A 22,723-nucleotide genomic window follows, 5' to 3' on the forward strand; every position below is an offset into this window, starting at 1 on the left:
CTCCAGTATCACCTGTTACACCAGTTACCCCAGTAGCACCAGTTACTCCCGTTGCTCCAGTTACTCCTGTTGCTCCAGTTGCTCCAGTAACTCCAGTTACTCCAGTTACTCCGGTTACTCCAGTCGCTCCAGTGGCTCCAGTTGCTCCTGTTGCTCCAGTAGCTCCAGTGGCTCCAGTTACTCCAGTTGCTCCTGTCACTCCAGTGACGCCAGTCTCTAAAGTCTCTCCTGTTGCTCCAGTTACTCCTGTTGCCCCAGTTACTCCAGTGGCTCCTGTTTCACCTGTTGCACCAGTGGCTCCAGTTACTCCAGTTACTCCAGTATCTCCAGTCGCTCCAGTCGCTCCAGTCGCTCCAGTCGCTCCTGTCGCTCCAGTTCCTCCGGTTCCTCCTGTTGGTCCAGTTCCTCCAGTTACTCCAGTTGCTCCTGTTTCACCTGTTGCACCAGTGGCTCCAGTTGCTCCAGTTGCTCCTGTTGCGCCGGTTACTCCTGTAGTTCCAGTGGCTCCAGTTACTCCAGTCGATCCAGTTCCTCCTGTTTCTTCTTCTATCTCTCCTAAGACTAAATTTGCTTTAATTGATACCAAAGTAGAATAAAATACACTACTAGACGTTGTATTAATTAACCTTAGTGCTATTGGAGCAGAATCAACTTGTATAATATCAAAACCAACAACTTCACCCGTTTTTATCGGCGAATTTCCTATTAAATTATCTCCTTGAGATGTTTGAATAGAAAAAGTTATATTATTTGCTCCTAAAGTTGACTGAGTTGCCACCCACCAGTTAATAAAGTATCTTCCTGCTTTGTTTATTACTATTTCACCAGTTACTGAGTTATAAACTATAGCTCCGTAACTATTTACTAGTGTGTCAAATATTACATTAGAATTTGAATTTACTGTTCCAGCTAACTGTCTTTGAATTTGAAGACCTATCGTGTCCAAATCGCATCTCTCCTTATTTGCAATAACCTATAATGTCATTGCTTATTTATAATATGCTGTTAAATCATAATATGCGATTAGATGTTTTACAGATATTTAGTTAAGTAATCTTTTCTCTTAAATAACACAACTAATATATGATTTTAACCTGTAGTGTTATGTCCTCCTCCTAAAAATAATTGAGCATAATGATTTAAATATGAATGACACTACACAAATGTTAAAATTAAAGTTTATAAAAAAAGGGGCTGTAGGCCTCATTTAATTTTTTATAATATAATTCCTTCAATATTTGGCTTAGCAGTCTTACAGAATCATCTTCGGGTATCAAAATTCCTGTTTCAATAGGAAAAACTAATTGATAAACCTCGCAATTATTGGTATAATTCTTTTGTGTGATTTTTTTATTTATCATATTTAAATTATACACAAAAGTGGATTCCTCCGAATCCACTTTTGTGTTTTGAAAAAAAAGAGCCGTCTCGAACTAGAAATCACTTTCTATTTTGAGACAGTCCCTCTGATTTTAAACCTTACATTAAAATTATCATTCCCATCTTGATAATTATTGTAGATTACTTCTGCATGATCATTACTTTATAATCAAGTATAAATCCGCATAAACCAGTAAAATTAGGTTATTCTTATACCTGCACTTCCATATCCAGATACAGTATTAACAAGTGATAATCCTGCAAATGTTGCAGAGAATACCATTAACAATCGAGTTTCGGAAGTTAATGGTATTGATAATCCAGTAATAACACCATTACTAATTGTGCCTATTGCAATGATACCTGTAAGAGCTGGAGATAATGTTACTGCAGTTCCTGCCACTGGTGAAAAAGTGTTATCAGGTGTAGTCGAACTATATAACTGTGCGGTAACAGTTATCGTTGTTCCTATAAGTGATAATGGGGCTGAGGTACTAAAATAAGCAGCTATTGAAGTAATAGTACCAGCACTAGGAACTGAAAATGCGAAATTAACATCTGCGCTTGCAGAACCTGTAAGATCTATAGTTGATCCAAGGTCAGCAGAACCCTGCGCCGAGCTTCCAAATCCAACGAAACAAGGCAGTCCAGACAATCCGCCTGCAATAGTAGTCATTGAAAAAGGACTCCCTGATGAAAATGGTATGATTCCACCAGCCCCAGTCGAACCTCCTCCTGTTGCTCCGGTTACTCCGTTTACACCTGTCACTCCAGTGGTTCCAGTTACACCTGTGGATCCGGTTACTCCCGTAGATCCTGTTGCTACAGTGATTCCGGTTACACCTGTGGATCCGATTACTCCTGTAGATCCTATTGCTCCAGTAGAACCAGTAGAACCAGTTAATCCAGTAACTCCCGTTGCTCCCGTTGTTCCTGTAGAACCAGTTGAACCCGTTGCTCCGGTTGCTCCAGTAGTTCCTGTATATTCTTGTATCTCCCCTAACACTAAATTTGCTTTAATCGAAACCAACGTAGAGTAAATTACACTATTAGAAGTCACATTGATCAACCTCAATATCACTGGAGCAGAATCAACTTGTATAATAGCGAAACCAACTACTTCACCAGTTTTAGTAGGTGAATTTCCTATTAGATCATCTCCTTGAGATGACTGAACTGAAAAAGTTATATTGTTTGCTCCTAAAGATGTCTGAGTTGCCACCCACCAGTTTATAAAATACCTTCCTGTTTTGTTTATTGTTATTTCACCAGTTACTGAGTTATATACTATTGTCCATAACTATTTACTACCGTATCAAATATTACATTAGAATTTGTATTTACATTTCCAGCTAATTGTCTTTGAATTTGAAGACCTATCGTGTTCAAATTGCATCTCCCCTTATTTGCAATAACCTTAAACATCATTGCTAATCTATACTATATTTCTAAATTTTAATTTTATATTAAATAAATTATACACATTTGATAAAACGACTTTTTAAATTCCAAGCATATTCTGAAATTTAAATAATTACACTTATAGACTACCAAAAAATCCCATAGACAAATATAAACTTGTTAATCCATGGGACTACTATTAGAATGTTACATTAACAATTGTTAAATCTGCTTTAATTGGAGTTGCGCCAAATCCAATCGTACCATCAGTTGCATTTACAAGTTGTAAGGTTACTGGACTTGCAATGACCTCAATTAAGGCGTTTCCACTTACTTGCCCCGTTTGGATAGGAGTTGATGCCTGTATATTATCACCCTGTGAAGTAGTAATTGCAAATGTGATTACTATATCTGCTCCACCACCTAAACCATCTGTTGATACCCACCAATTAATATAAAATACTCCTGCCTGCGATATTGTTATCTCTCCTGTAATATTGTTATAAGAAAGAAATGCAGATAGATCATTTATAGTTGTATCAAATATGACAGGTGCTCCAGAAGCAATTAATGTTGTTTCTACACTTTGAACCTGAACTTCTAATCCTCTTAACTGAGTTGTAAAACCAGCTGCTCCTGTTACTCCTGTAACTCCAGTTGCTCCTGTTATTCCAGCAACTCCAGTTGATCCTGTTACTCCCGGGTCACCTGTTGCTCCCGTTACACCTGTAGCTCCAGTTGCTCCCGTTACACCAGTATTTCCTGTTGCCCCTGTTCCCGGTCCTGTTACTCCTGTAGCTCCTGTTACTCCAGTTGCTCCAGTGTCACCTGTTGCTCCAGTATTTCCTGTTATTCCAGCAACTCCTGTAGTTCCAGTTGTACCAGTAGCTCCGGTAGCTCCTCTTGCTCCTGTTGCTCCAGTAGGACAAACGTTACAACGGGGTTTGCAATTACACCTATCACACATGTTACTCTTTAAGTTGCAGTGATTCTTGTTACACTTACTTGAAACACATTTACTATTATCGTAATCATCAGGATCCCTCTCATCATCAGAAGCATACCAATAATAATGACTATTTTTGTCATCAATATAATTCATTTGATTTATATAATTAATATCATCTTTAACCACAAATTTACCTCCTAGCAGTAATAATTTATATAACTACTGCTATATACTATTCTGATAAAAATATACTGTTACTTTTACATGAAATATTTTTAAACACCGTAAATAAATAATTTAAAGTAATCATAAATAACAAATAAGGTACTATTTATTTTTAATCTCTTAAGTTCTAAAGATATCAATTTGCAATAAACATTGGTTTTGTATATCCATTTTTAACTAAGTCATGAAATAAATATATAGAATTTATGCACCTATTTCTTCGTGAAAAGGTGCATAAATTCTATATTAATTATTTTGTTGTATCTTATTATCTTAATCAGATTTCTTTTACAGCGGTGATAGGATAACTAAATTTTAACTATCCTAATCAATGTGATTATCATAGCAGCAATAACATTAGTTTGAGTACCACCCGCCAGTGTTTTTTATTGACCTATTAAGAAAAGTGTAATAGAAGCATTAGAGTTCACTTGAGTACCGCCAGCAAGTGTTTGTAAGGTAACTGCCGCTGCGCTAGTATGGTTTCTTAGAGTTATAACATCCCCTATGCCAGCACTAATTATTACACCACCTGGATTTTGTTGAGTTCCAGCCCCAGAACCAAAAGTACCACCAACAACAGGGGCACCATTTAGATATACGGTAAACTGATTTGGTTCCACACTTGAAACAATAAATGATACAAAATAAATACCAGCGATAAGAATAACCACTTGAGATGCTCCAACAACATGAGCAACGTTTGAAAGTATTCCGTTATTATCAAAGAGTACATCAGTTTCTAAAGGTACCACCTGTGCACCTTCATTATAGATATATCCGAATACTGATGGCAGTGTTCCAGATGCTCCGGTACCTCCTGTTGCTCCTGTAGAACCAGTGGCTCCAGTTGCACCATTAGTTCCTGCAGGACCTGTAGATCCTGTAGCTCCAGTACCTGGTCCAGTTACACCAGTTGCACCCGTGGCTCCGGTAGCGCCTGTGGCTCCAGTACCTGGTCCTGTTACACCAGTCGCACCAGTGTCTCCGGTTACACCAGTAGCACCTGTAGGTCCTGTAACTCCTGCCGCTCCGGTTGCACCAGTAACACCAGTAGAACCTGTAGATCCAGTGGCTCCGGTACCCGGTCCTGTTACACCAGTGGCACCAGTAGTCCCATTTGCTCCTGTAGGACCTGTTGCTCCTGCCAATCCCGTTGCACCAGTAGGACAAACCCTACAAATGACTTTGCAATGATTTTTATTACACATGTTACATTGCGAGTTGCAGTTATTCCTATCACATTTACTTCTAATATTATCTTTATTGCAGTAGTTATTAGGGTAACTCTCATCAGCAGCATGCCAATAATAATTGTTTTTATCATCAAAGTAATTAATTTCATCTTTAAACATAATTGACCTCCTAGCAGAAGTATTGTTTACAATCTGCTACTATATTTTATTCAAGAAAAAATGAGATGTTACATATATACAGTCAATTCTAATTCTACAACCAAATAATTATAAGAAAATATAGTAAAATAAATAGTGTTTATTATGAAGCTACACAAAAAAATCAGTACCTTCTGATTAATCAAAAGGTACTGTAGACTAATATATAATTCTATCTAAAGAGGAAAAATTGTTTCATCCACAAAAATAGATCCACCAAAACCATCAAAGGCTTCAAAATCCTCTCCCTCATTATCATAGTTTTCCTTTAAACTATTGATATAAATTTCATCTTCACCTATTATCTTTAACTCCATCCTGCTAAAGACACCAAACCTAATGACATTATCAGCAATCTCTGGAGTACCTATAATTTTAGTGATTGTCTTAATGTTAATTTCAAACTCCTCTAACTCGCGATCTTTGGGAATATCTAAAAAAAGTTCTATAGGTTTCTCGAAAAATCCATTGATACTTTCTTTTTTATGATTTTTTACATAATCAATTATATAGTTAACTCTTGCAATAAATTTAATACTTGAAAACCCTGATGTTGTAGATAATTTATTTCTATATTGTGAATTATTAACAATAATGCCAGGTTTAAATATTATATTTTCAAAAGTATATATTGAATTTAAATCTTTAGGTAAATTAATATTTATAATAGGGAAATTAACATTTTCATTATAGGATGCAAAAACTTTTTTAGCAATTATAGTTATTCCCTTGTTAATTTGCTGCAAATTAGTTATTGCAACTGGAGGAATGTATGTATAAGGAAGGCTTAATGAAATAACATCATAAGGCTGGCTATTATATTTCTTCATATAAATTGTAGCAATTATTATATTATATTTTAGATCTACTATATCAATGGTTCCATACCCATCACGTCCTCTATTAGTAACTAAAATCTTGGTATTGTCTTCAGTTATTAAAAGCTTGGTAGGTTCAAGTGTTGAAGTCATTATAAAATCATAAGCTATATTATTATCGATATTAATTAGCTCTATTCTATTTAAACCTTGATTTGATGCATATAAGATGCGATCTTTTAATATCATTCCAGCAATTAAAGATCCTTTTGGCAAATTTAAAACCATAAGCTTCTTTGAAATGATATCAATTTTTAAAATATTACTTCCAATAGATATATAAGCAAATTTGTCATCATCAGATATTAAAAAACAACGTGGATTCATACCTAAATCTCTAAATGAATTTATAAGTTTATAATTATCATTACTATAAATTCTTAATTCCTTTAGTAGTGTATCTAATACATATAACTTAGACCCATCCCTATTAAGTTTTAAATCAATAATTGCTGAGAATCCTCCAATATTACCTAATAATTTCTCTAAATTTATATCATATATATTGATTTCAAACGTGTTCGAAACAAATGTTTTTTTGTTTGTTTTGTCAATTTGAAGGTTACCATTATTGGGAATGTAATTTTGTTTTATTTCACCACTAATGCAATTAACAAAGGAAATAGTGTTACTAATGTTGCATGCAACAGCAACAGTATTATTATCCTTCAATACTAAATTATATGGACTTCTACCAACCTCTATTTCCTTTAATATCATATTACAAAGAGAATCAACTATAGTTAAAGTCCCAGTATTTAAATTTGAAACGATATAATAATTTCTTGTTATATTTTCGTCTATTTTAATCACACCCTTTAACATTCTTAATAAAAAGTATGCATTAACAATAGATTATATGCTAAAAAAATAAAGGATCTGGAAAATCCAAATCCTAAAAACTTTTGCTATACAACTTACATCTTTTCGTAATTATCAAATCTCTTTTTTCTAACAATTTTGTACACACCTTTAGGTTTTATTTTAATCTTTGCAATTTCTTCAATAACTATATCCATATGAATTTCTTTGAATTTAATAGATTGGCTACAACCATATGATATTTTTACTGGAGTTGAAACTAATACAACTTCACATAATCTCTTTAAAAGCCTTTGGTACAAAAGTGCTGCAGTATTATGCCCTGAATAAACAACTAGATATTCATTTTCTTCTACTATCATAGCTGTGAACATCTCCCTTATGGCTAATCAAGTTTATAAATCAATTTGAATAATAAATAGATTAGTTACTAACCATAGTATGAAAATATACACTTAATGTGATAACTACCTCTCCAGATTCTTTTTTAAGATTCTATCTACAATTCCTATGTTTTTTTGGTATTCTAAATCTTGACTCAATTCTTCATTTTCAATATTTAATTCATGTACTTGTTTTTTCGATTCAACAAATTGAACATTTAACTCAGATAATTGTTTTTTCAATACATCTACTTGATTATTTGATTCAAGTATCCGATTTTTTAATTCTTCTATAATATTATCTTTTGATATTAATTGTTTATCCAACTCTTCACAATCATATGAGCGTTGTTCTAATTTATTGTTTAATTCTTCTATTACAATATCTGTGGATATTTTTTCCGTTTTCATTAATGCCAATTCTTTTATTGATCGCTGTTGTATTTCAGTTATAATATTTAACTTTTCTTCAGATTTTCCGAGTAAATTTGTAAGCTTAATAAAATTATCATCTATTTCTTGAGGATTTCTTATCTTTTGTTGATATTTCATTTGCAAGTCTATTAGTTTTTTTTCTAGGGTTTTATTAGCATTTAGAAGAACTGAAGATTGCTCTTGCACATTAAGTTTGTTTTTGTTAATATCAGAATTTGATGTGCTGGTTTGTACTTTATCAATTTGTATAGAGACATCTGGCTCTTTGTTAATTGTATTTTCAGGTAATAATAAATTTATTTGAGGAAGTTTAGTTCCTAAAATATATTTACATTTTATATTATTATTTTTCTTGCTTGAAGAGAAATATTTATATAGTGTTACCTCATTGTCTAATTCAGTATAATAAGTAAAAGGCACACTCCACTTATTTTTATATGAAGATGCTAAAGCCTCCTTGCCCTCAGTCCATATTGCAAAAAGTACTCCCCTAATTTCAACCATTAAAAATTTTTTTGGAATATTATTGCTTTCATGTATTTTATAGCTTTTCATTTTCCCATCCGATTCAATTGTTACATGTTCTAATAAATTTAAAGCTCCTTCTGTAGACAAATTCATTACATTTATTTTATCATCTTGTAATATTGTGCAAAAATTAACATTATCACCAGTAATACCATATAATCTTTTTACAATACTCCATTTATTATTTTTGTATTCTGTATAATTTAATGCTACTTCATTTTCATCACGATTAATGAATATTAAATATAGATTACCATTATTTAAATAATGCACTTGATAGTGAGCAAAAACATCTTTTAAAAATGGTACGATTGCTACTGTATTAGCCTGACTTTCTCCCTTATTTAGGCACAAATGCAATAATGAGCACTTGGCTTTCTTTATGTTATTTCTGCCAATGAAAAATAAATGCGTTATATTACCAATTAAAATTACATCCAATTCTGTAATTTCGTATCCTTTATAACTATATATGTTTTTCCCTAGCCACTTATTCTGTTCCCATATACAATACTTAATGAGGCCGCCTCTAACACTGTATATAATATATATTTTGTTATCCTTATCCAAATCAACATTGAAATCTAATACCTCATTGTCAATTTTATACTCTTTAGTCCATTTATCCTCATCATACATAATATTGTACATCAATTCCATTTTATCATTTACATAGAAATTCCATATATGATTTTCATTATCATAGAATAGATATGAACTACACATTTTCATTTTACTCATCTCCTTATAGAAATTATATTTCATTACGAATTAATATATGACCTAATAGTAAATCTTAGAGTCCAAATACAAAGCATTTGAATAATATAAGATTATAAAAGTTGAAATTAATTTTTAAAAAAACTATTTAATTTAGAAACAAATGGCAATCACAATTTAAAGCTACCTGCATACATTAATATAAGGAACACGAATTAGAAGTGTATCACTTAACATAAAAGGAGGATAATTTATGGCTATTACTCGTGATGAGTTTATTCCAAGACCTGGTATTGTAAACAAACAAGGACACCTTCCTGATCCATCTGAGTTGGTTTGCATTGAAATTCCTAAAGTATTCGACCAATGTTTAATTAAACGATGCTTAGTTTATGCTTGTGGACCAGATACTATAGACACCGATGAAGAATTAAGAAGTAACCCACTTAAAGATCCAAGAGTATTTTCGGGGTGTAGGGATTATCAATTAAAGCTTTGCTCAGTAGAAAAAATTCCATTAAAGACAAATCCTAATTTCAAGAAATTGATAGTTTCCTTTGAAATTTCTTTTTATGCAGATTATATAAATTCTTGTGGTGAGATAGAAAGCGAGAAATTTGAGATCAATCGTACAGAAGTTATACCAAAACTATATTGTCCAGATTCAATCGCACAAATATCTGCTACTACTATACCAACTGGTAAATCTAAAGATCACGATGGTGAGATTGTAAAACTTGAATTGGTTGCAGAATGTTTAGACGGAACTTTTTATAGAGATGATTGTGGTTGTGGAGAAAGCTTTTTAGATATAACTTTAGGCTTCCATCTTATTGTAAAATGCGAACTAATTGTTCAATTACTAATTCCTGCATATGGCTATTGCCCAATACCCGTTCAGTGTGAAGAAGATCCAGAAGAAGATCCTTGTGAGAGATTTGATAGAGAACCAGTTCCAAAATTCTTCCCAGATCAGAACCTCGAGCCTTTATTCGAGAATGAATCTGATTATTGTGAATACGTAGAATATAATAACTAATTAAATTGTATAAATATTATAAAGTGTAAGTAGGTCTATTTAATAAAACCTACTTACATTTTTCTGAAAATACTGTATGGGGAATCAAAATGTATCAATATACCAAATTCAGAAAAAGTTAAATATATAGCACATTTATAGGTTTACCTCATATGTTATAGTATAAGAATTCTGATATATAAACTTATTCAAGCAGTTGTATTGGAATTCTTCTTACCTATATGAGTATATTTTAAAATTTGAGGAGGAATAAATATATGAATTCAATGTCAAGACCTCGTGAAAATGATGACAGATCTACTTGCTGTAAAAAAGAAAAAGAGGCCGAAGTTATATTAAAATGCAAAACAGCATACCCATTAACAATTTTAGAAACCACTACAACAGGTAGTACTTTTGTACTAGACCCTATTAATTTAAATCTAACAAATTTTAGAAATCCATGCATTAAACTTGAATTTGCAGCAAATATAGTTACTGTAGGTACAACTGTAACTCTTGACTTCCAAATATTTAAATTATGCTGCAATCAAATTTCTCCAACTGCTGTTGGTCCTGTATGGGTATATGACAAGACAATATCTACTGGATCTGAATCCTTTTCTTTCATAGTTTGTGAATGCGATTGTGATGCTTGTCCAGAAGAATGCTGCACTTATTCTGTAGTTGTAACAGCTGTAAGCACTGAAGTTGGAACTACTGTAATTAACAATGCAACACTTTCAGCTTTAGTAGCAGAAAACAAACGCCAATGCTGCTAATTCTATAATAAAAAAAGGCCTCTAAAAAGGCCTTTTTTATATTATACGAGGTTTTCTTCTATAATAAAAATCTTCTTGTGCATTTTTTAAAGACCCCTTTTTTCATGAATATCCTTAAGTGCACTTAAGAGTTTTTCAATATCGTCTAATTTATTAAAATACCCTAGACTTATTCTAACTGTGCCTTTAGTTTTTGTTCCAATTACTTCATGTATTAGTGGTGCACAGTGAAACCCTGTCCTCACCGCTATTCCTCTTATGTTTAGGAGCTCCCCCACTTTAGAAACATCTATATTATCTATATTTAAAGAAAGCACTGATCCTCTATTCTTATAATCAGTTCCTCCATAAATCTTGATGTAAGATAATTTACATAATTCTTTGACTAAATATTCTACTAACATACTTTCATGTTTTCTTATGTTTTCAACCCCTACTTTTTTAATAAACAATATACCTGCGCATAATCCTGCTATTCCAGGTGTATTTAAGGTTCCACTTTCAAATCTATCTGGTAAGAAGTCAGGTTGCTTCATTGAAAAAGACTCACTTCCAGTTCCGCCTTGTCTAAATGAATCCAGATTTAAATCTTCTCCTATATATAAGCCACCTGTTCCCTGTGGACCATATAACCCTTTATGACCTGGAAAAGCTAATAAGTCAATATTCTCTCGTACAACATCTATTGGTATAACCCCTGCACTCTGTGATGCATCAACCATAAATATAATTCCTGCTTCTTTTGCGATTTTACCTATAGCACCTATGTCTTGAATTGTTCCTAATACATTTGAGGTATGGTTTATTATTATTGCTTTGGTATTTTTACGTATCTCTTTTTTTAATTTATTATTATCCAAATATCCATTTTTATCTACAGGAAGAAGAGTAAATGTTATTCCTTTTTCACTTAGATAATTTAATGGCCTTAAAACTGAGTTATGTTCAATTACGGAACTTATAACATGATCTCCTGGCTTTAGTATCCCTTTTATCCCTATATTCAGTGCTTCAGTAGCATTACATGTAAAAATAATATTTAACAAGTTAGGAATATTAAAAAATTCACTTAGCTCTTGCCTGGTTTCTATAATTTTAGATGAAGCCTCAACTGCCATATCATGAGAACTTCTTCCAGGATTTGCAGCATAATTTTCCATGCATCTTAATACTTCAGTATAGACTTCCACTGGTTTCGGGAAACTGGTGGCAGCATTATCAAGATATATCATAAAAGCCTCCTATTTACATACAATATTTTATTAACTATATTATATAAATACTTTTATATCTTGAATAATATGCTAAATATATTGATTTATTCTTGATATTGCAACCCACCAAGATATTCATCTCCTCATGAAAGTCTCATATACATTGGAGATTTACATTTTAAATATTAACACCATCCATTTTCTTCGGTACATAGAATTTTGAATAGTTACCAGTTGATATATTCTTTAACTTCTGCTTTTTCTCCTAAGTTCACGTCTTTTAAAACCCATTCCTTAAACACTGGATATCCTGTTCTATCAACAATATACCCTATATGCTCTTTTCCTCCTGGGGCATCTCCATCCATGTACTCCTCTATATATGAATAAGTATTTTTTATTATTTTAATTATACTTTCTTCATCCACCCAAGTTATAAAATCCTGAGCAAGTCTAGGATTTTTCTTTCCAGTTCTACCCATTATCACAAGTTTAAAATATTTCTCAGCGCTTCTACTCCATGCGCCCGTTGGACATTTACCTATACATTCCCCACATCCAATGCACTTTTCATGATCACGTACTACTTTAAAGTTCTCCATTTTAAGTGCACCAGTAACTCTTTTTTTACAGTTAGTTACGCAGGATTTGCAACTAATACATCTATAAGATTCGTATTGTGGTTCTGTCATCCCTATAATACCAAAATCTTGTATTCTAGCTTTTATGCAGTCATTAGGACAACCTGTTAAAGCTACCTTGACATGATAATCATTGGGGAAGATTTCTTTTTCAGTTTTTTTTGCAAAGTCCGTAGTATTATAATTTGCAAAAGGACACACATTTGCCCCTATACAGGCTGACACATTTCTAGTCCCTGCAGCTGAATATCCTGTATTTTCTGAAATCTGATTTATTTCAAGGCCTTCTATAACTGACTGAATCATCTTATTAACTTCTGGTATTTTATCCATATCAATATTAGGTATTTCAAAACCCTGTCTTATGGTTATATGAATATTTCCATCCCCATAAGTTTCTGCTACCCTTTGCAAAACTTCCAAATGTTTAGCTTCAATATGTCCTCCAGGCACCCTTATTCTTATTGCTGTTTTGCCTCTCTTCTTAGTTATTCTGTATGCATTTTTCTTGAGCAATTTTGTATTTATATCCATTATATTCTCCCCCTTAATCTACTAGATGAATTGCATCCAAATAGTTAAAAACAGGTCCCTCTAAACATATATACGTATCATCGATTCTGCAGTGCCCACATTTTCCAACACCGCAGCACATTTTCCTCTCATAAGATACCCATATATTTTTTTCTTTTACCCCTTTTTTAATAAATCCAGCTACTGTAAACTTAAGCATCATTGGAGGGCCTACAACAATAACTTGTACCTCATCAATATTTTTTACTGGAATACCTTCAATGTAATTTGTTATGAGTCCTACCTTCCCAAGGTAACCCTCACCTGCTCCATCAACAGTTAGTGTTACGTTAACACTCTTTTCCCATTCTTTAAAATTTTTTTTAAATAAGATGTCACTTGGTGATTTAAACCCCGCCATTAAATTAAAGTTTTTACACTGCTTAGGGTTTTTTACGAAGTAATCTACTATTCCTTTAACAGGCGCTAGTCCAGTTCCACCTGCAGCTACAATAATTTCTTTATCCTTATAAAGATCAATATCGAATCCATTTCCATAAGGGCCTCTTAAAAACAATGTTCCCCCTACAAAAAAGCTATGAATAACATCAGTAACTACACCTACACGTCTTATTGTAAGGTCAACGTAACCCTCACCTATTTCACTTACGGATATAGGTGATTCCCCGAATTTCGGTATGGATACTTCAAAAAATTGACCTGGCTTCACTTCACCTTCGAACTCCATTCTAAAGGTATAATCTGTTTCTGTATGCTTACTTATATTGAGTATCTTAGATTTAAAAGGCATGTATATATTTTTCATTTAATCCACCACCTCCATTACTTTATTTAATTTGTTTACACAATTTGAAAAAGATATATATTCAGGGCATATATCATCACATCTACCACAACCTACACACATATGATACCCAGCTCTCTTTTTAAAATCATATACCTTGTGCATAACTTTAAACCTCATTCTATCTTTTTTATCCTTCCTAAAACCATGTCCGCCCGCCATGTCACTGTATCCATCTACATGACAAGATGCCCAAACACGCCTTCTTTCTCCTACATTTTTATTTTCTTTATAGAAAATGTCCTGCATAGTAAAACATGAACATGTCCCGCATACAAAATTACACCTACCACAGGCAATGCATCTTGAAGAATATTCGTCCCACATTTTTGATTTAAAAACTCTTTGATCCAAATTTTCAGGTATAGTAACCTTTATTTCATTAGCTTGTACAAATTCAGGTTCTACTTGTACCTCACTTATTTTATCTATGTTAAAGTAGTTCATTAATTCTTCTGATTTACAATCCACAAAAACTTCATCATCTTGGATTTTAGTATACATATCGTAGTCTTCTGTCTCATTGGACCCCATACTGGCACAAAAACAATTTTCAAAACTTTCACTACAGCCCATAAGCACAAATTTGATTTTATCTCTTAAAACCTTATAATAATAATCCTCATTTCCATTTTTCAAATAAATTTCATCCAAACACTTCATGGCATGAATATCACAACTTCTTAAGAATATTAAAATTTTCTTCCCATCTTCTTTTGGCTCCTCGCAATCATTTTCAGTAAAGTAAAATAGTGTTTGGGTAATTGGAAGTATTATTTCTTTGGGTGAAAAACTAGATTTAAGTTTAGCTTCTACTTCACTTATACTGGTTATTTCCTTATACCTAATTGTATCTGTATCCGCAAAAGTTCCTTTTCCCTTTAGTACTACTGGTGCATATACCTTATAATCACGTCGCAGTGTTTCAAGATACTCATCAAAATACTCTACTTTTAACTTAAAGCTCATAAAAGCAACAACCTCCATTATAATAATTATTACTTAATAAATTAACAATTTAATATTGTTAATTAAATAACTATAGAAATTAAATTTTTAACTAACTATGCATATTGTATTTTAAACCACAAAATAAGAATGTGATTTTCATCACACATCTTTAAAATATTGACTTAGCTTTTCTCTATTAACTATGAACTTTCTCTGTTTTATTTTTACCATATCCATTTTTTCAAGTTCTTTTACTGCTCTTGAAATAGTTTCGCGAGAACTACCTAGCATATCCGCCAAATAAGTTATGCTTACCTTAACATTTATTAAAATGCCCTCTTCTGTTTGTACTCCATAATCTTTAGAAAGTTTCCAAAGCTTTGCTGCTACCCTCTTGTCCATTTTGGTAGGAACCGTATTCTTAAGTTGCCTATATAGTCTTCTTATTTTTTTACTCATAGAGTACAAGATAACTTGTGTGAGTTTAAAGTCCTGCTTCATTATATTAAATAAGTCTACTTTTGATATACTCATGATTTCACTGTCTTCAAACCCTTCGCAATTAATTGAAGCTGTAAGATTATCGAAAATCACCTCATTTATAATCTCACCTTTGTTTAAGATAAAGATAACCCTCTTTTGACCTTTTTCTGATAACCTATACATGGTTACCTTGCCTTCTAAAACTATATATATATTATCTATACTTTGTCTTTCAGCAAACAACATTTGTGATTTTTTTATTTTTTTTATAATAACACTCTCTGTTATTAATTCTAAAGTTTTATCCTCAATATTCTCAAATAGTGGAAGGTATTTTAATTGCCTAAGCGTTATATGTAACATATTAACTTCTCCTTATCATTGCAACTTAAAATCTCATTATAATAAATTTTATAATTAAGCAAAAAGGAAAGTTTTACTTACCTTAATTAATGGTTTCCTCAGTAGTATATACCTTTGTTACTTATTATTCTTTTGATACATACCAATATGCTGCTCCAACAAATACAGCACCCCCTACAAAATTACCTAATGTAACCCAAACCAAGTTATGCATTAATCCTCCTATGGAGATGGCTGCAGTGTGAGGAATCATTAGGGCTACTGAAAGTAAAGTCATATTCGCAATACTATGTTCGAAACCTATTGTTATAAACGCAAATAAACACCAGAAAATCATTATAAGTTTAGCCGTTTCTTCCTTTAATTTTATAGAACACCATACTGCTAAACATACTAATATGTTGCAAAGTAACCCTCTTAAAAATAATTCTATACTTGGCATTGCCATTTTTACTTGGGATGTTTTTAAGATGAAGCTAGCTGTACTTCCCTTTGCAAGCCCCGCACCTACAAATATTGCTGATAGCACTACTGCCCCTACAAAGTTTCCTATAAAACTGTATGTCCAAATATTTATTGAATCAAGTGTGGAAACTTTCTTTTCTAAAGACCCTATGGTCATAATCATGTTATTCCCTGTAAAAAGTTCTGAGCCCGCCATTATTACAAGACTTAAGGCAATTCCAAAAGAAGCACCCATAATAGTTTTTGTTGCTGGGGAATTAGCTGCTGCAAATGATCCTCCAATAGTAAATATTAATAAAATCCCAAATCCCACATAAACGCCAGCTAGTGCAGCTGCAGTGAGGTACCTCATTTTGCTTTTCTTTAATATTTCTGATTTTTTTATTGCCGATGCACAAACTTTGTTAATTTCTTCACTATACAAACTATACCATCTCCTTCTATAAATCTTACTCACACTTTATCATTAAGAAAAAGAAAAATATGTGATTAATATCACTTATTTTCTAAACAATTACTTTCCTGTTCTATTTTATCTCCTGCAAAATACCTCAATTTTACTATCAAACTATATCTATGTTACTTTAGTATTTTATTGATACATACATAGTATATTTTATGTAGTATTAAATATGTATACATAATATTTATTTATATTATAACTGTTTCTACGTAATAATACGGTAACAAGTGTTACCGTATTATTACTTCATTCATTAGACTTTTCATTATAATACAATCAAAGTCACAAATTCAAAAAATAAACTGCTGCTAATTGTAATCAAATTACATTTAGCAGCAGTCCTAGTTTTAAGCAATATCTTCAAAATAGATATTTTTTATCCTAATATTTGTTTTAAATCATCTTCGGGTGTACTTATTGGTTTAATATCAAAAGTATCAACTAAGAACTGTAATACATTTGGACTTAAGAAAGCTGGTAAAGTTGGTCCTAGGTAAATTCCTTTTACACCAAGTGAAAGTAATGCCAATAAATCTGCAACAGCCTTTTGTTCGTACCAAGTTAAAACTATTGCAAGTGGTAAATCATTAATACCACATTTAAATGCATCAGCAAGTGCTGAAGCTATTTTAACTGCAGAATATGCATCGTTACATTGACCTATATCTAGTAATCTTGGAAGTCCCGCCACTTCACCAAATTCTAATTTATTAAAACGATATTTTCCACAAGCTAAAGTAAGAATAATACAATCGCTTGGAACTTGCTTCGCAAATTCAGTGTAGTAATTTCTTCCTGGTCTTGCACCATCGCATCCTCCAATTAAGAAGAAGTGCCTAATTTTCCCTTCTTTAACTGCATTCACTATTGTTTCAGCATGAGCTAAAGTTGCCTTATGACCAAATCCAACTAGAATTTCTTTAACTTCTTCATCTTTTTCGAAGCCACCTAGCTCTAGAGCTTTGTTTATCATTTCAGAGAAGTCCTTATGACCTTTATCATCATTGGATATATGTTTTATGCCCTCCCAACCAACTACACTTGTTGAAAAAATTCTATCTTTATAAGAATCTCTTGGTTTCATTAAGCAATTCGTTGTCATTAAAATACAACCAGGTATACCATCAAATTCTTTTTGTTGATTTTGCCATGCTCCTCCAAAGTTACCCACTAAATGTTTGTATTTATTGAGCTTTGGATATCCATGAGACGGTAACATTTCACCATGGGTGTAAATATTTATTCCCTTGCCCTCTGTTTGCTGGAGTAACATTTCAAGATCCCTTAAATCATGACCAGAAACTACTATAAATGGTCCTTTTTTAATGTTTACATTAACCTTTGTGGGTGTTGGCGAATTGTATTTCTCATTATTGGCCTTATCTAATACCTCCATAACCTTAACGCACATGTCTCCAGTCTTAACTAAGTACTTAATAAGATCTTGAAGGTTTAAACTATCATCAGTCATTACTGCTAAAGCTATAAAATAAAAATCATCAACTTCATCGCTATTGTATTTAATAAATCTAGCTTGGTGTGCATATGCTGCAATTCCTTTTAATCCGTATTTTATAGTTTCGCGAACTGAGCGGATATCAGCATCTAAATCCTCATCATACATAATACCTGCTTTTTTAGCATCTTCAAGCATCTGCTCTTTAGTATCACTTATGTTATACAAAGCCTCTTTTGCTTTTACTTCTTCTCCTGTTGCTTTTTTCCTTGCATCTTCTTTTATTACTTGAGATCTTTTAAGCATATCCATATGAGATTCAGGATCAAAATTAACATTAGTTAATGTCATAAACAATGAATTTTCAATAAATGAAACCCATGACTTGTCAATTTTTTCACCTTTTGCTAAAAGTTTAGTAGCATAACAGCTTATTCCTTTTAACTGATATATAAGCAAATCCTGTAGTGCTGCAATTTCTGGTGTTTTTCCACAGACTCCTACTTTGGTGCAACCTTTTCCACCAAAAGTTTGTTCGCATTGAAAGCAAAACATTTTTCCTTGCATATGTACCCCTCCTAATTTTTAGAATTTATATATTCTATTCTACTCGTTCTCGGTATAATTATACAAGACAAGAATAGAATAGTTATATAAGTTTGAGCTTTGATTTTATTCAAAATATTATAATTATAAAATGCTAATGTTTTAATAATTATTGCAACTGCAATTAAGGGACAGTCTCACCTTATAATATGAGCCTGCCCCTTTTAACATTATTGTAATGTTTTAAAACTTGCGCAATCGGTACATTCTGGTGTTTTTGCAACACTTTCATGTTTTATAACTTCTATCTTGTTTAGAGTGCAGTAATTATCATCTTTACAATGATGTTTACATTCATTTACTGTGCAACCTATACTATCATTATGGTTCATAAGAAAGGCACCTCCATTAAATTATTGAATACAAAATTATTATTATCATCATTAATGTTAAATATACATAATAAATAATTTGTTTTTAAAGAAAGGCTTTCGAAAGATTCGTCATATCTTGATGATTATTTGATAGATCACCCCTTATTCTGTTGAATCATAGGAAATAGTACACTATTTTCTAGATAGATATGAATAAATAAATCTTTTTCTAGGTCATGGATTTTTGTATATGCTAGTATAAATGAAGTACACGCTCCCTCTGGAGCATTAAAATCTCTAGTTATCTTCTCTAATTCTTTAATTATATTCCCAGCTGCGTCATGCTCACTCTCTGTATCCTTTATAACATGATGTATTTCTGATAAGATACTATCATCCTTTGTTATTTCAAATTTTTCAATAAGTGGAAACAGGTTCTCCTCCTCCTTGATGAGGTGCTCCTCAAGTTCTATTTTTAATGATCCGAAAAGTTTGTGAACCTTTAACAGTTCTTCACTATGATGCTGAAAATGCACCTTGAGTACTTTAAATAATAATGTATCTATTTCTCTAAGTTGTTTTTTTGTAAATTCATGATGAGTTTGTACTAGGTGTTTTATTATTACTGAAGGTTTTTCTTTTCTCCAATCTTTATATTCTGAGTTTGATTTTATAAATTTCTCGTATTCGCTATTAAGTTCTTGAATGATTTTATCATGATTTATTGCCATCTCGTCCAAAGCTCCTGCTAACGTATCATGTCCACCACAGCAATAATCTATTTTATATCCGTTAAATATAGCTGCAGCACCTGGGAAAATCGAAACTATTTCTCCAAGACTTTGGTTTTCATTTATAATTTTTATCATAATTAATTCCTCCTCTTATTTTTAAACTAAGCCAAGTAATAAATCAGCCGTGTAATTAACTGCTCTTTCAATGCTCTTTAGGTTGTCCTCGTTTGGTGAGAATTTAATCCTTAGTGGGAATTCTACATGGATCATACCAGTAGACTTAATTACATCAGAAGTACTCAAGACTTTAATATTGCTGTGCTTCAAATAATCTTGAACTACCTCTATTGCTTCTCCACTCCAACCATAAGAACCAAAAGCTGCCCCTATTTTGTTTTCTAGGTTTAGTTCATGTATTTCTTTTAATATATCTTCCATATTTCCAATAATATCAGCATACCTTGTGGAGCTACCAAACAAAATAGCATCCGCTTCATTAATAGCTTTCATTACTTCTTCTTTTGCTACTTTATTTACATCCATAGTCTCTGCGACTATGTTTAGTTCTTCAAACTTTTCTTTAATAAACGTAGCAATCTTTTTCGTTCTACCCGTCATAGTGGAATATAGAATCAATGTTTTTTTATTTATTTCTGTATTTTTACTCATATTATCATAAATGTCTATAAAACTTTGAACATTATCTCTAAGGATATATCCATGTGATGGTGCTATCATCTTTATATCTAGCTCTCTAATTTTTTCGATCATAATTTGAACATATCTTCTATGAGGATGCATTATCAATTTATAATACCCAATATAATCAGCATTTATATCCTCTTTTGCCATATCATTAAAATACTCATAGTTGGCTACGTGAGTACTAAAGATATCACAAGGGAATAAAATTTTATCCTCTATGCAGTAAGTTATCATAGTCTCCGCCGTATGAAGATAAGGTGTTTCTATGAATTTGAGGGTTTTACCACCTATATCTAGTGTATCCCCATCACCTACTACTAAAAATTCTCTATTATGAAGTTTGTACATTTCTTTAAGCTGATCTACAGCCAAATTTGTGCACACAATTACGGCATTCTTAGCATTAGCTGCCAAACTTCCAAGCGAGCCAGAGTGATCAGGTTCAGTATGATTAATAATAATGTATTTGATTCTTTCAAGATCTATAATTTTTTTTAAATTTTCCACATATTCTCGTCCAAAACTCATATCAACAGTATCTATCACTGTTGGTTTTTCAGTCATTAATAAATAGCTATTATAAGTTGTCCCCTTAGTTAAGGTTAATCTATGAAAAGGTACATCTCTATCATCAACCTTACCAACCCAATATATATTATCACCTAGCATAATGTTTTCATTCATAATGTATTCCTCCTAAATTAATTTATTTGGTATTTTTATTTATTATATATTTTAAATAATTCTCACATACTCTTGCTTTCCTATGACCCTATTGTATAATTATTTTAATTTTTAAAATATGATTCAAATCACAAATTGAAAAAATAAAAAATTTATACTTATTATTATTTGACCACAATAAATTAAAAATGTTATGATATTAAATGGTAGGTGATATATATGGAAAAGTGTAATTGCGAAAAATGTAATCATAGCCTATGTGCTAAGAAAGTACCGATATTTTCATTTCTATCTGATGATGAGCTTATAAAAATTATTGATATGACTGGGCATAAAGTCTATAACAAAGGTGATATGTTATGTAGTCAAGGCGAAAAGTCAGATACCTTATTCATTATTAATGAAGGTCAAGTTAAAATATCTAAATTAACAAAAGAGGGTAAGGAGCAAATAGTTCATATCTTCACTGGTGGTGATTTCTTTGGAGAATTAAGTCTCTTTAGTAGTGATGAACTATATAATTTTGATGCTTATGCTATCTCAAACGTTAAAATATGTACATTAACTAAGCAAGATATGGATAAAATTATCATGAGTAATCCAGAAATATCCTTAAAGCTATTACAAGTTATTTCAAAACGTCTATCTCAGACTGAAAATCTCGCACAAAATCTGGCTACTAATGATGCCGAAATAAGAATTGCCTTTATGCTTTTAGAGTTTGGAGAGGAATATGGGACATCCACAAGCCAAGGCTTACAAATTAACTTACCTATAAATAGAGAAGAGATGGCAAACTATGTTGGAGTCACAAGAGAAACCATCAGCAGGAAGTTAAGTATATTTGAGGACTTAGGTATTATCAGCCTTAAGGGTAATAAAGTGCTAATTATAAAACAAATAGATAACTTAAGATCATATGTAGAATAATGATTTTAAATCCAGATTACCATATTTTATCACCAAGTCAACTTCTCCAATGCAATATGTGCTTCTTGGTACAAGGTTAGCATCAATTTTTATATTTTTCTTAATCACGAGAGTAATGGTGTAGATGGCATTATGAATATTTTTTTATGTCATTGTTACCAGGAGACTCAATGCTATTTGCAGCATGAGCATAGCCGCACGTGGCTAACACTAAGAAAATAGTGTATATTAATATTATACAGTGGGCTGGTAGCTCACTATTTTATTATATAAGATAAGGATGGTGTTATTTTGAAGAATTTTAAAATCCTTTTAGTGGAAGATGAAAAACAAATGGCAATGTTTATTGAAATGGAATTAAATCATGAAGGATATAAGGTCGATGTAGCTTATGATGGACGTGAAGCTCTTAATATAGCTG

General features: G+C 32.0%; 20 protein-coding genes and 1 pseudogene. 4 read left to right on the forward strand and 17 right to left on the reverse strand.

Going from position 1 to position 22,723, the window contains the following annotated elements; translation table 11 throughout:
* The 7 genes and pseudogenes from KPL51_RS21350 to KPL51_RS21380 all read right to left on the reverse strand — a co-directional run.
* Positions 1 to 946 (reverse strand): annotated as a pseudogene (locus KPL51_RS21350) (hypothetical protein); the annotation flags it as partial.
* A gap of 633 nt (positions 947 to 1,579) precedes the next feature.
* Positions 1,580 to 2,602 carry an exosporium glycoprotein BclB-related protein gene (locus KPL51_RS21355; protein ID WP_312888806.1) on the reverse strand — a complete coding sequence of 341 codons (1,023 nt, stop codon included), beginning with the start codon at positions 2,600 to 2,602 and terminating at the stop codon, positions 1,580 to 1,582.
* 378 nt (positions 2,603 to 2,980) lie between these two features.
* Entirely contained in the window at positions 2,981 to 3,916 is a 936-nt protein-coding gene (locus KPL51_RS24160; protein WP_216166155.1) for a collagen-like triple helix repeat-containing protein, read from the reverse strand.
* Positions 3,917 to 4,341: 425 nt separating this feature from the next.
* The gene (locus KPL51_RS21365; RefSeq protein WP_216166157.1) at positions 4,342 to 5,310 is read right to left on the reverse strand and encodes a hypothetical protein; all 969 of its coding nucleotides are present in this window, start codon (positions 5,308 to 5,310) and stop codon (positions 4,342 to 4,344) included.
* A gap of 215 nt (positions 5,311 to 5,525) precedes the next feature.
* On the reverse strand, positions 5,526 to 7,040 hold the full coding sequence (locus tag KPL51_RS21370) for a YncE family protein (protein ID WP_216166159.1): 1,515 nt from the start codon (positions 7,038 to 7,040) through the stop codon (positions 5,526 to 5,528).
* Between the two features lie 104 nt (positions 7,041 to 7,144).
* Positions 7,145 to 7,411, reverse strand: coding sequence for a putative Se/S carrier-like protein (locus KPL51_RS21375; protein WP_216166161.1), 267 nt, complete (start codon positions 7,409 to 7,411; stop codon positions 7,145 to 7,147).
* Between the two features lie 105 nt (positions 7,412 to 7,516).
* Complete coding sequence (locus KPL51_RS21380; RefSeq protein ID WP_216166163.1) at positions 7,517 to 9,127, reverse strand: hypothetical protein; 1,611 nt, start codon at positions 9,125 to 9,127, stop codon at positions 7,517 to 7,519.
* Between the two features lie 241 nt (positions 9,128 to 9,368).
* Between KPL51_RS21380 and KPL51_RS21385 the strand changes: the two genes are divergently transcribed.
* Positions 9,369 to 10,154 (forward strand): hypothetical protein, encoded by a 786-nt coding sequence (locus KPL51_RS21385; protein ID WP_216166165.1) that lies wholly within the window; start codon positions 9,369 to 9,371, stop codon positions 10,152 to 10,154.
* Between the two features lie 257 nt (positions 10,155 to 10,411).
* Positions 10,412 to 10,915, forward strand: a complete 504-nt coding sequence (locus tag KPL51_RS21390; protein ID WP_216166167.1) for a DUF4489 domain-containing protein — start codon at positions 10,412 to 10,414, stop codon at positions 10,913 to 10,915.
* Between the two features lie 86 nt (positions 10,916 to 11,001).
* On the opposite strand, the gene KPL51_RS21395 is transcribed toward KPL51_RS21390, so the two are convergent.
* The 10 genes from KPL51_RS21395 to KPL51_RS21440 all read right to left on the reverse strand — a co-directional run bounded on the left by KPL51_RS21395 (position 11,002) and on the right by KPL51_RS21440 (position 21,372).
* Complete coding sequence (locus tag KPL51_RS21395; RefSeq protein WP_216166169.1) at positions 11,002 to 12,147, reverse strand: aminotransferase class V-fold PLP-dependent enzyme; 1,146 nt, start codon at positions 12,145 to 12,147, stop codon at positions 11,002 to 11,004.
* A 209-nt stretch (positions 12,148 to 12,356) separates the two neighbouring features.
* Entirely contained in the window at positions 12,357 to 13,304 is a 948-nt protein-coding gene (asrC, locus tag KPL51_RS21400; protein ID WP_216166171.1) for a sulfite reductase subunit C, read from the reverse strand.
* A gap of 13 nt (positions 13,305 to 13,317) precedes the next feature.
* Positions 13,318 to 14,109: an anaerobic sulfite reductase subunit AsrB gene (gene asrB / locus KPL51_RS21405; protein WP_216166173.1), complete on the reverse strand. Its 792-nt coding sequence runs from the start codon at positions 14,107 to 14,109 to the stop codon at positions 13,318 to 13,320.
* Positions 14,110 to 15,117 carry an anaerobic sulfite reductase subunit AsrA gene (gene asrA / locus KPL51_RS21410; RefSeq protein ID WP_216166175.1) on the reverse strand — a complete coding sequence of 336 codons (1,008 nt, stop codon included), beginning with the start codon at positions 15,115 to 15,117 and terminating at the stop codon, positions 14,110 to 14,112.
* 141 nt (positions 15,118 to 15,258) lie between these two features.
* Positions 15,259 to 15,945, reverse strand: a complete 687-nt coding sequence (locus KPL51_RS21415) for a Crp/Fnr family transcriptional regulator (protein WP_216166177.1) — start codon at positions 15,943 to 15,945, stop codon at positions 15,259 to 15,261.
* Between the two features lie 124 nt (positions 15,946 to 16,069).
* Positions 16,070 to 16,834 carry a formate/nitrite transporter family protein gene (locus tag KPL51_RS21420; protein ID WP_216166179.1) on the reverse strand — a complete coding sequence of 255 codons (765 nt, stop codon included), beginning with the start codon at positions 16,832 to 16,834 and terminating at the stop codon, positions 16,070 to 16,072.
* A gap of 415 nt (positions 16,835 to 17,249) precedes the next feature.
* Positions 17,250 to 18,896 carry a hydroxylamine reductase gene (gene hcp / locus KPL51_RS21425; protein ID WP_216166181.1) on the reverse strand — a complete coding sequence of 549 codons (1,647 nt, stop codon included), beginning with the start codon at positions 18,894 to 18,896 and terminating at the stop codon, positions 17,250 to 17,252.
* Positions 18,897 to 19,105: 209 nt separating this feature from the next.
* Positions 19,106 to 19,267, reverse strand: coding sequence for a DUF1540 domain-containing protein (locus KPL51_RS21430; protein ID WP_216166183.1), 162 nt, complete (start codon positions 19,265 to 19,267; stop codon positions 19,106 to 19,108).
* A gap of 137 nt (positions 19,268 to 19,404) precedes the next feature.
* Entirely contained in the window at positions 19,405 to 20,118 is a 714-nt protein-coding gene (gene ric / locus KPL51_RS21435) for an iron-sulfur cluster repair di-iron protein (protein WP_216166185.1), read from the reverse strand.
* A gap of 21 nt (positions 20,119 to 20,139) precedes the next feature.
* Positions 20,140 to 21,372 (reverse strand): FprA family A-type flavoprotein, encoded by a 1,233-nt coding sequence (locus tag KPL51_RS21440; RefSeq protein WP_216166187.1) that lies wholly within the window; start codon positions 21,370 to 21,372, stop codon positions 20,140 to 20,142.
* Positions 21,373 to 21,591: 219 nt separating this feature from the next.
* On the opposite strand from KPL51_RS21440, the gene KPL51_RS21445 reads away from it, so the two are divergent.
* Together KPL51_RS21445 and KPL51_RS23765 are read left to right on the forward strand one after the other, a co-directional pair.
* The gene (locus tag KPL51_RS21445) at positions 21,592 to 22,302 is read left to right on the forward strand and encodes a Crp/Fnr family transcriptional regulator (protein WP_216166190.1); all 711 of its coding nucleotides are present in this window, start codon (positions 21,592 to 21,594) and stop codon (positions 22,300 to 22,302) included.
* Positions 22,303 to 22,593: 291 nt separating this feature from the next.
* Positions 22,594 to 22,723, forward strand: a 130-nt coding sequence (locus KPL51_RS23765; RefSeq protein WP_512699095.1) for a response regulator, incomplete at its 3' end; no start/stop codon positions are given.

Origin of the sequence: Clostridium bowmanii (assembly GCF_018861315.1) — a bacterium.
GTDB lineage: Bacteria > Bacillota > Clostridia > Clostridiales > Clostridiaceae > Clostridium_AD > Clostridium_AD bowmanii.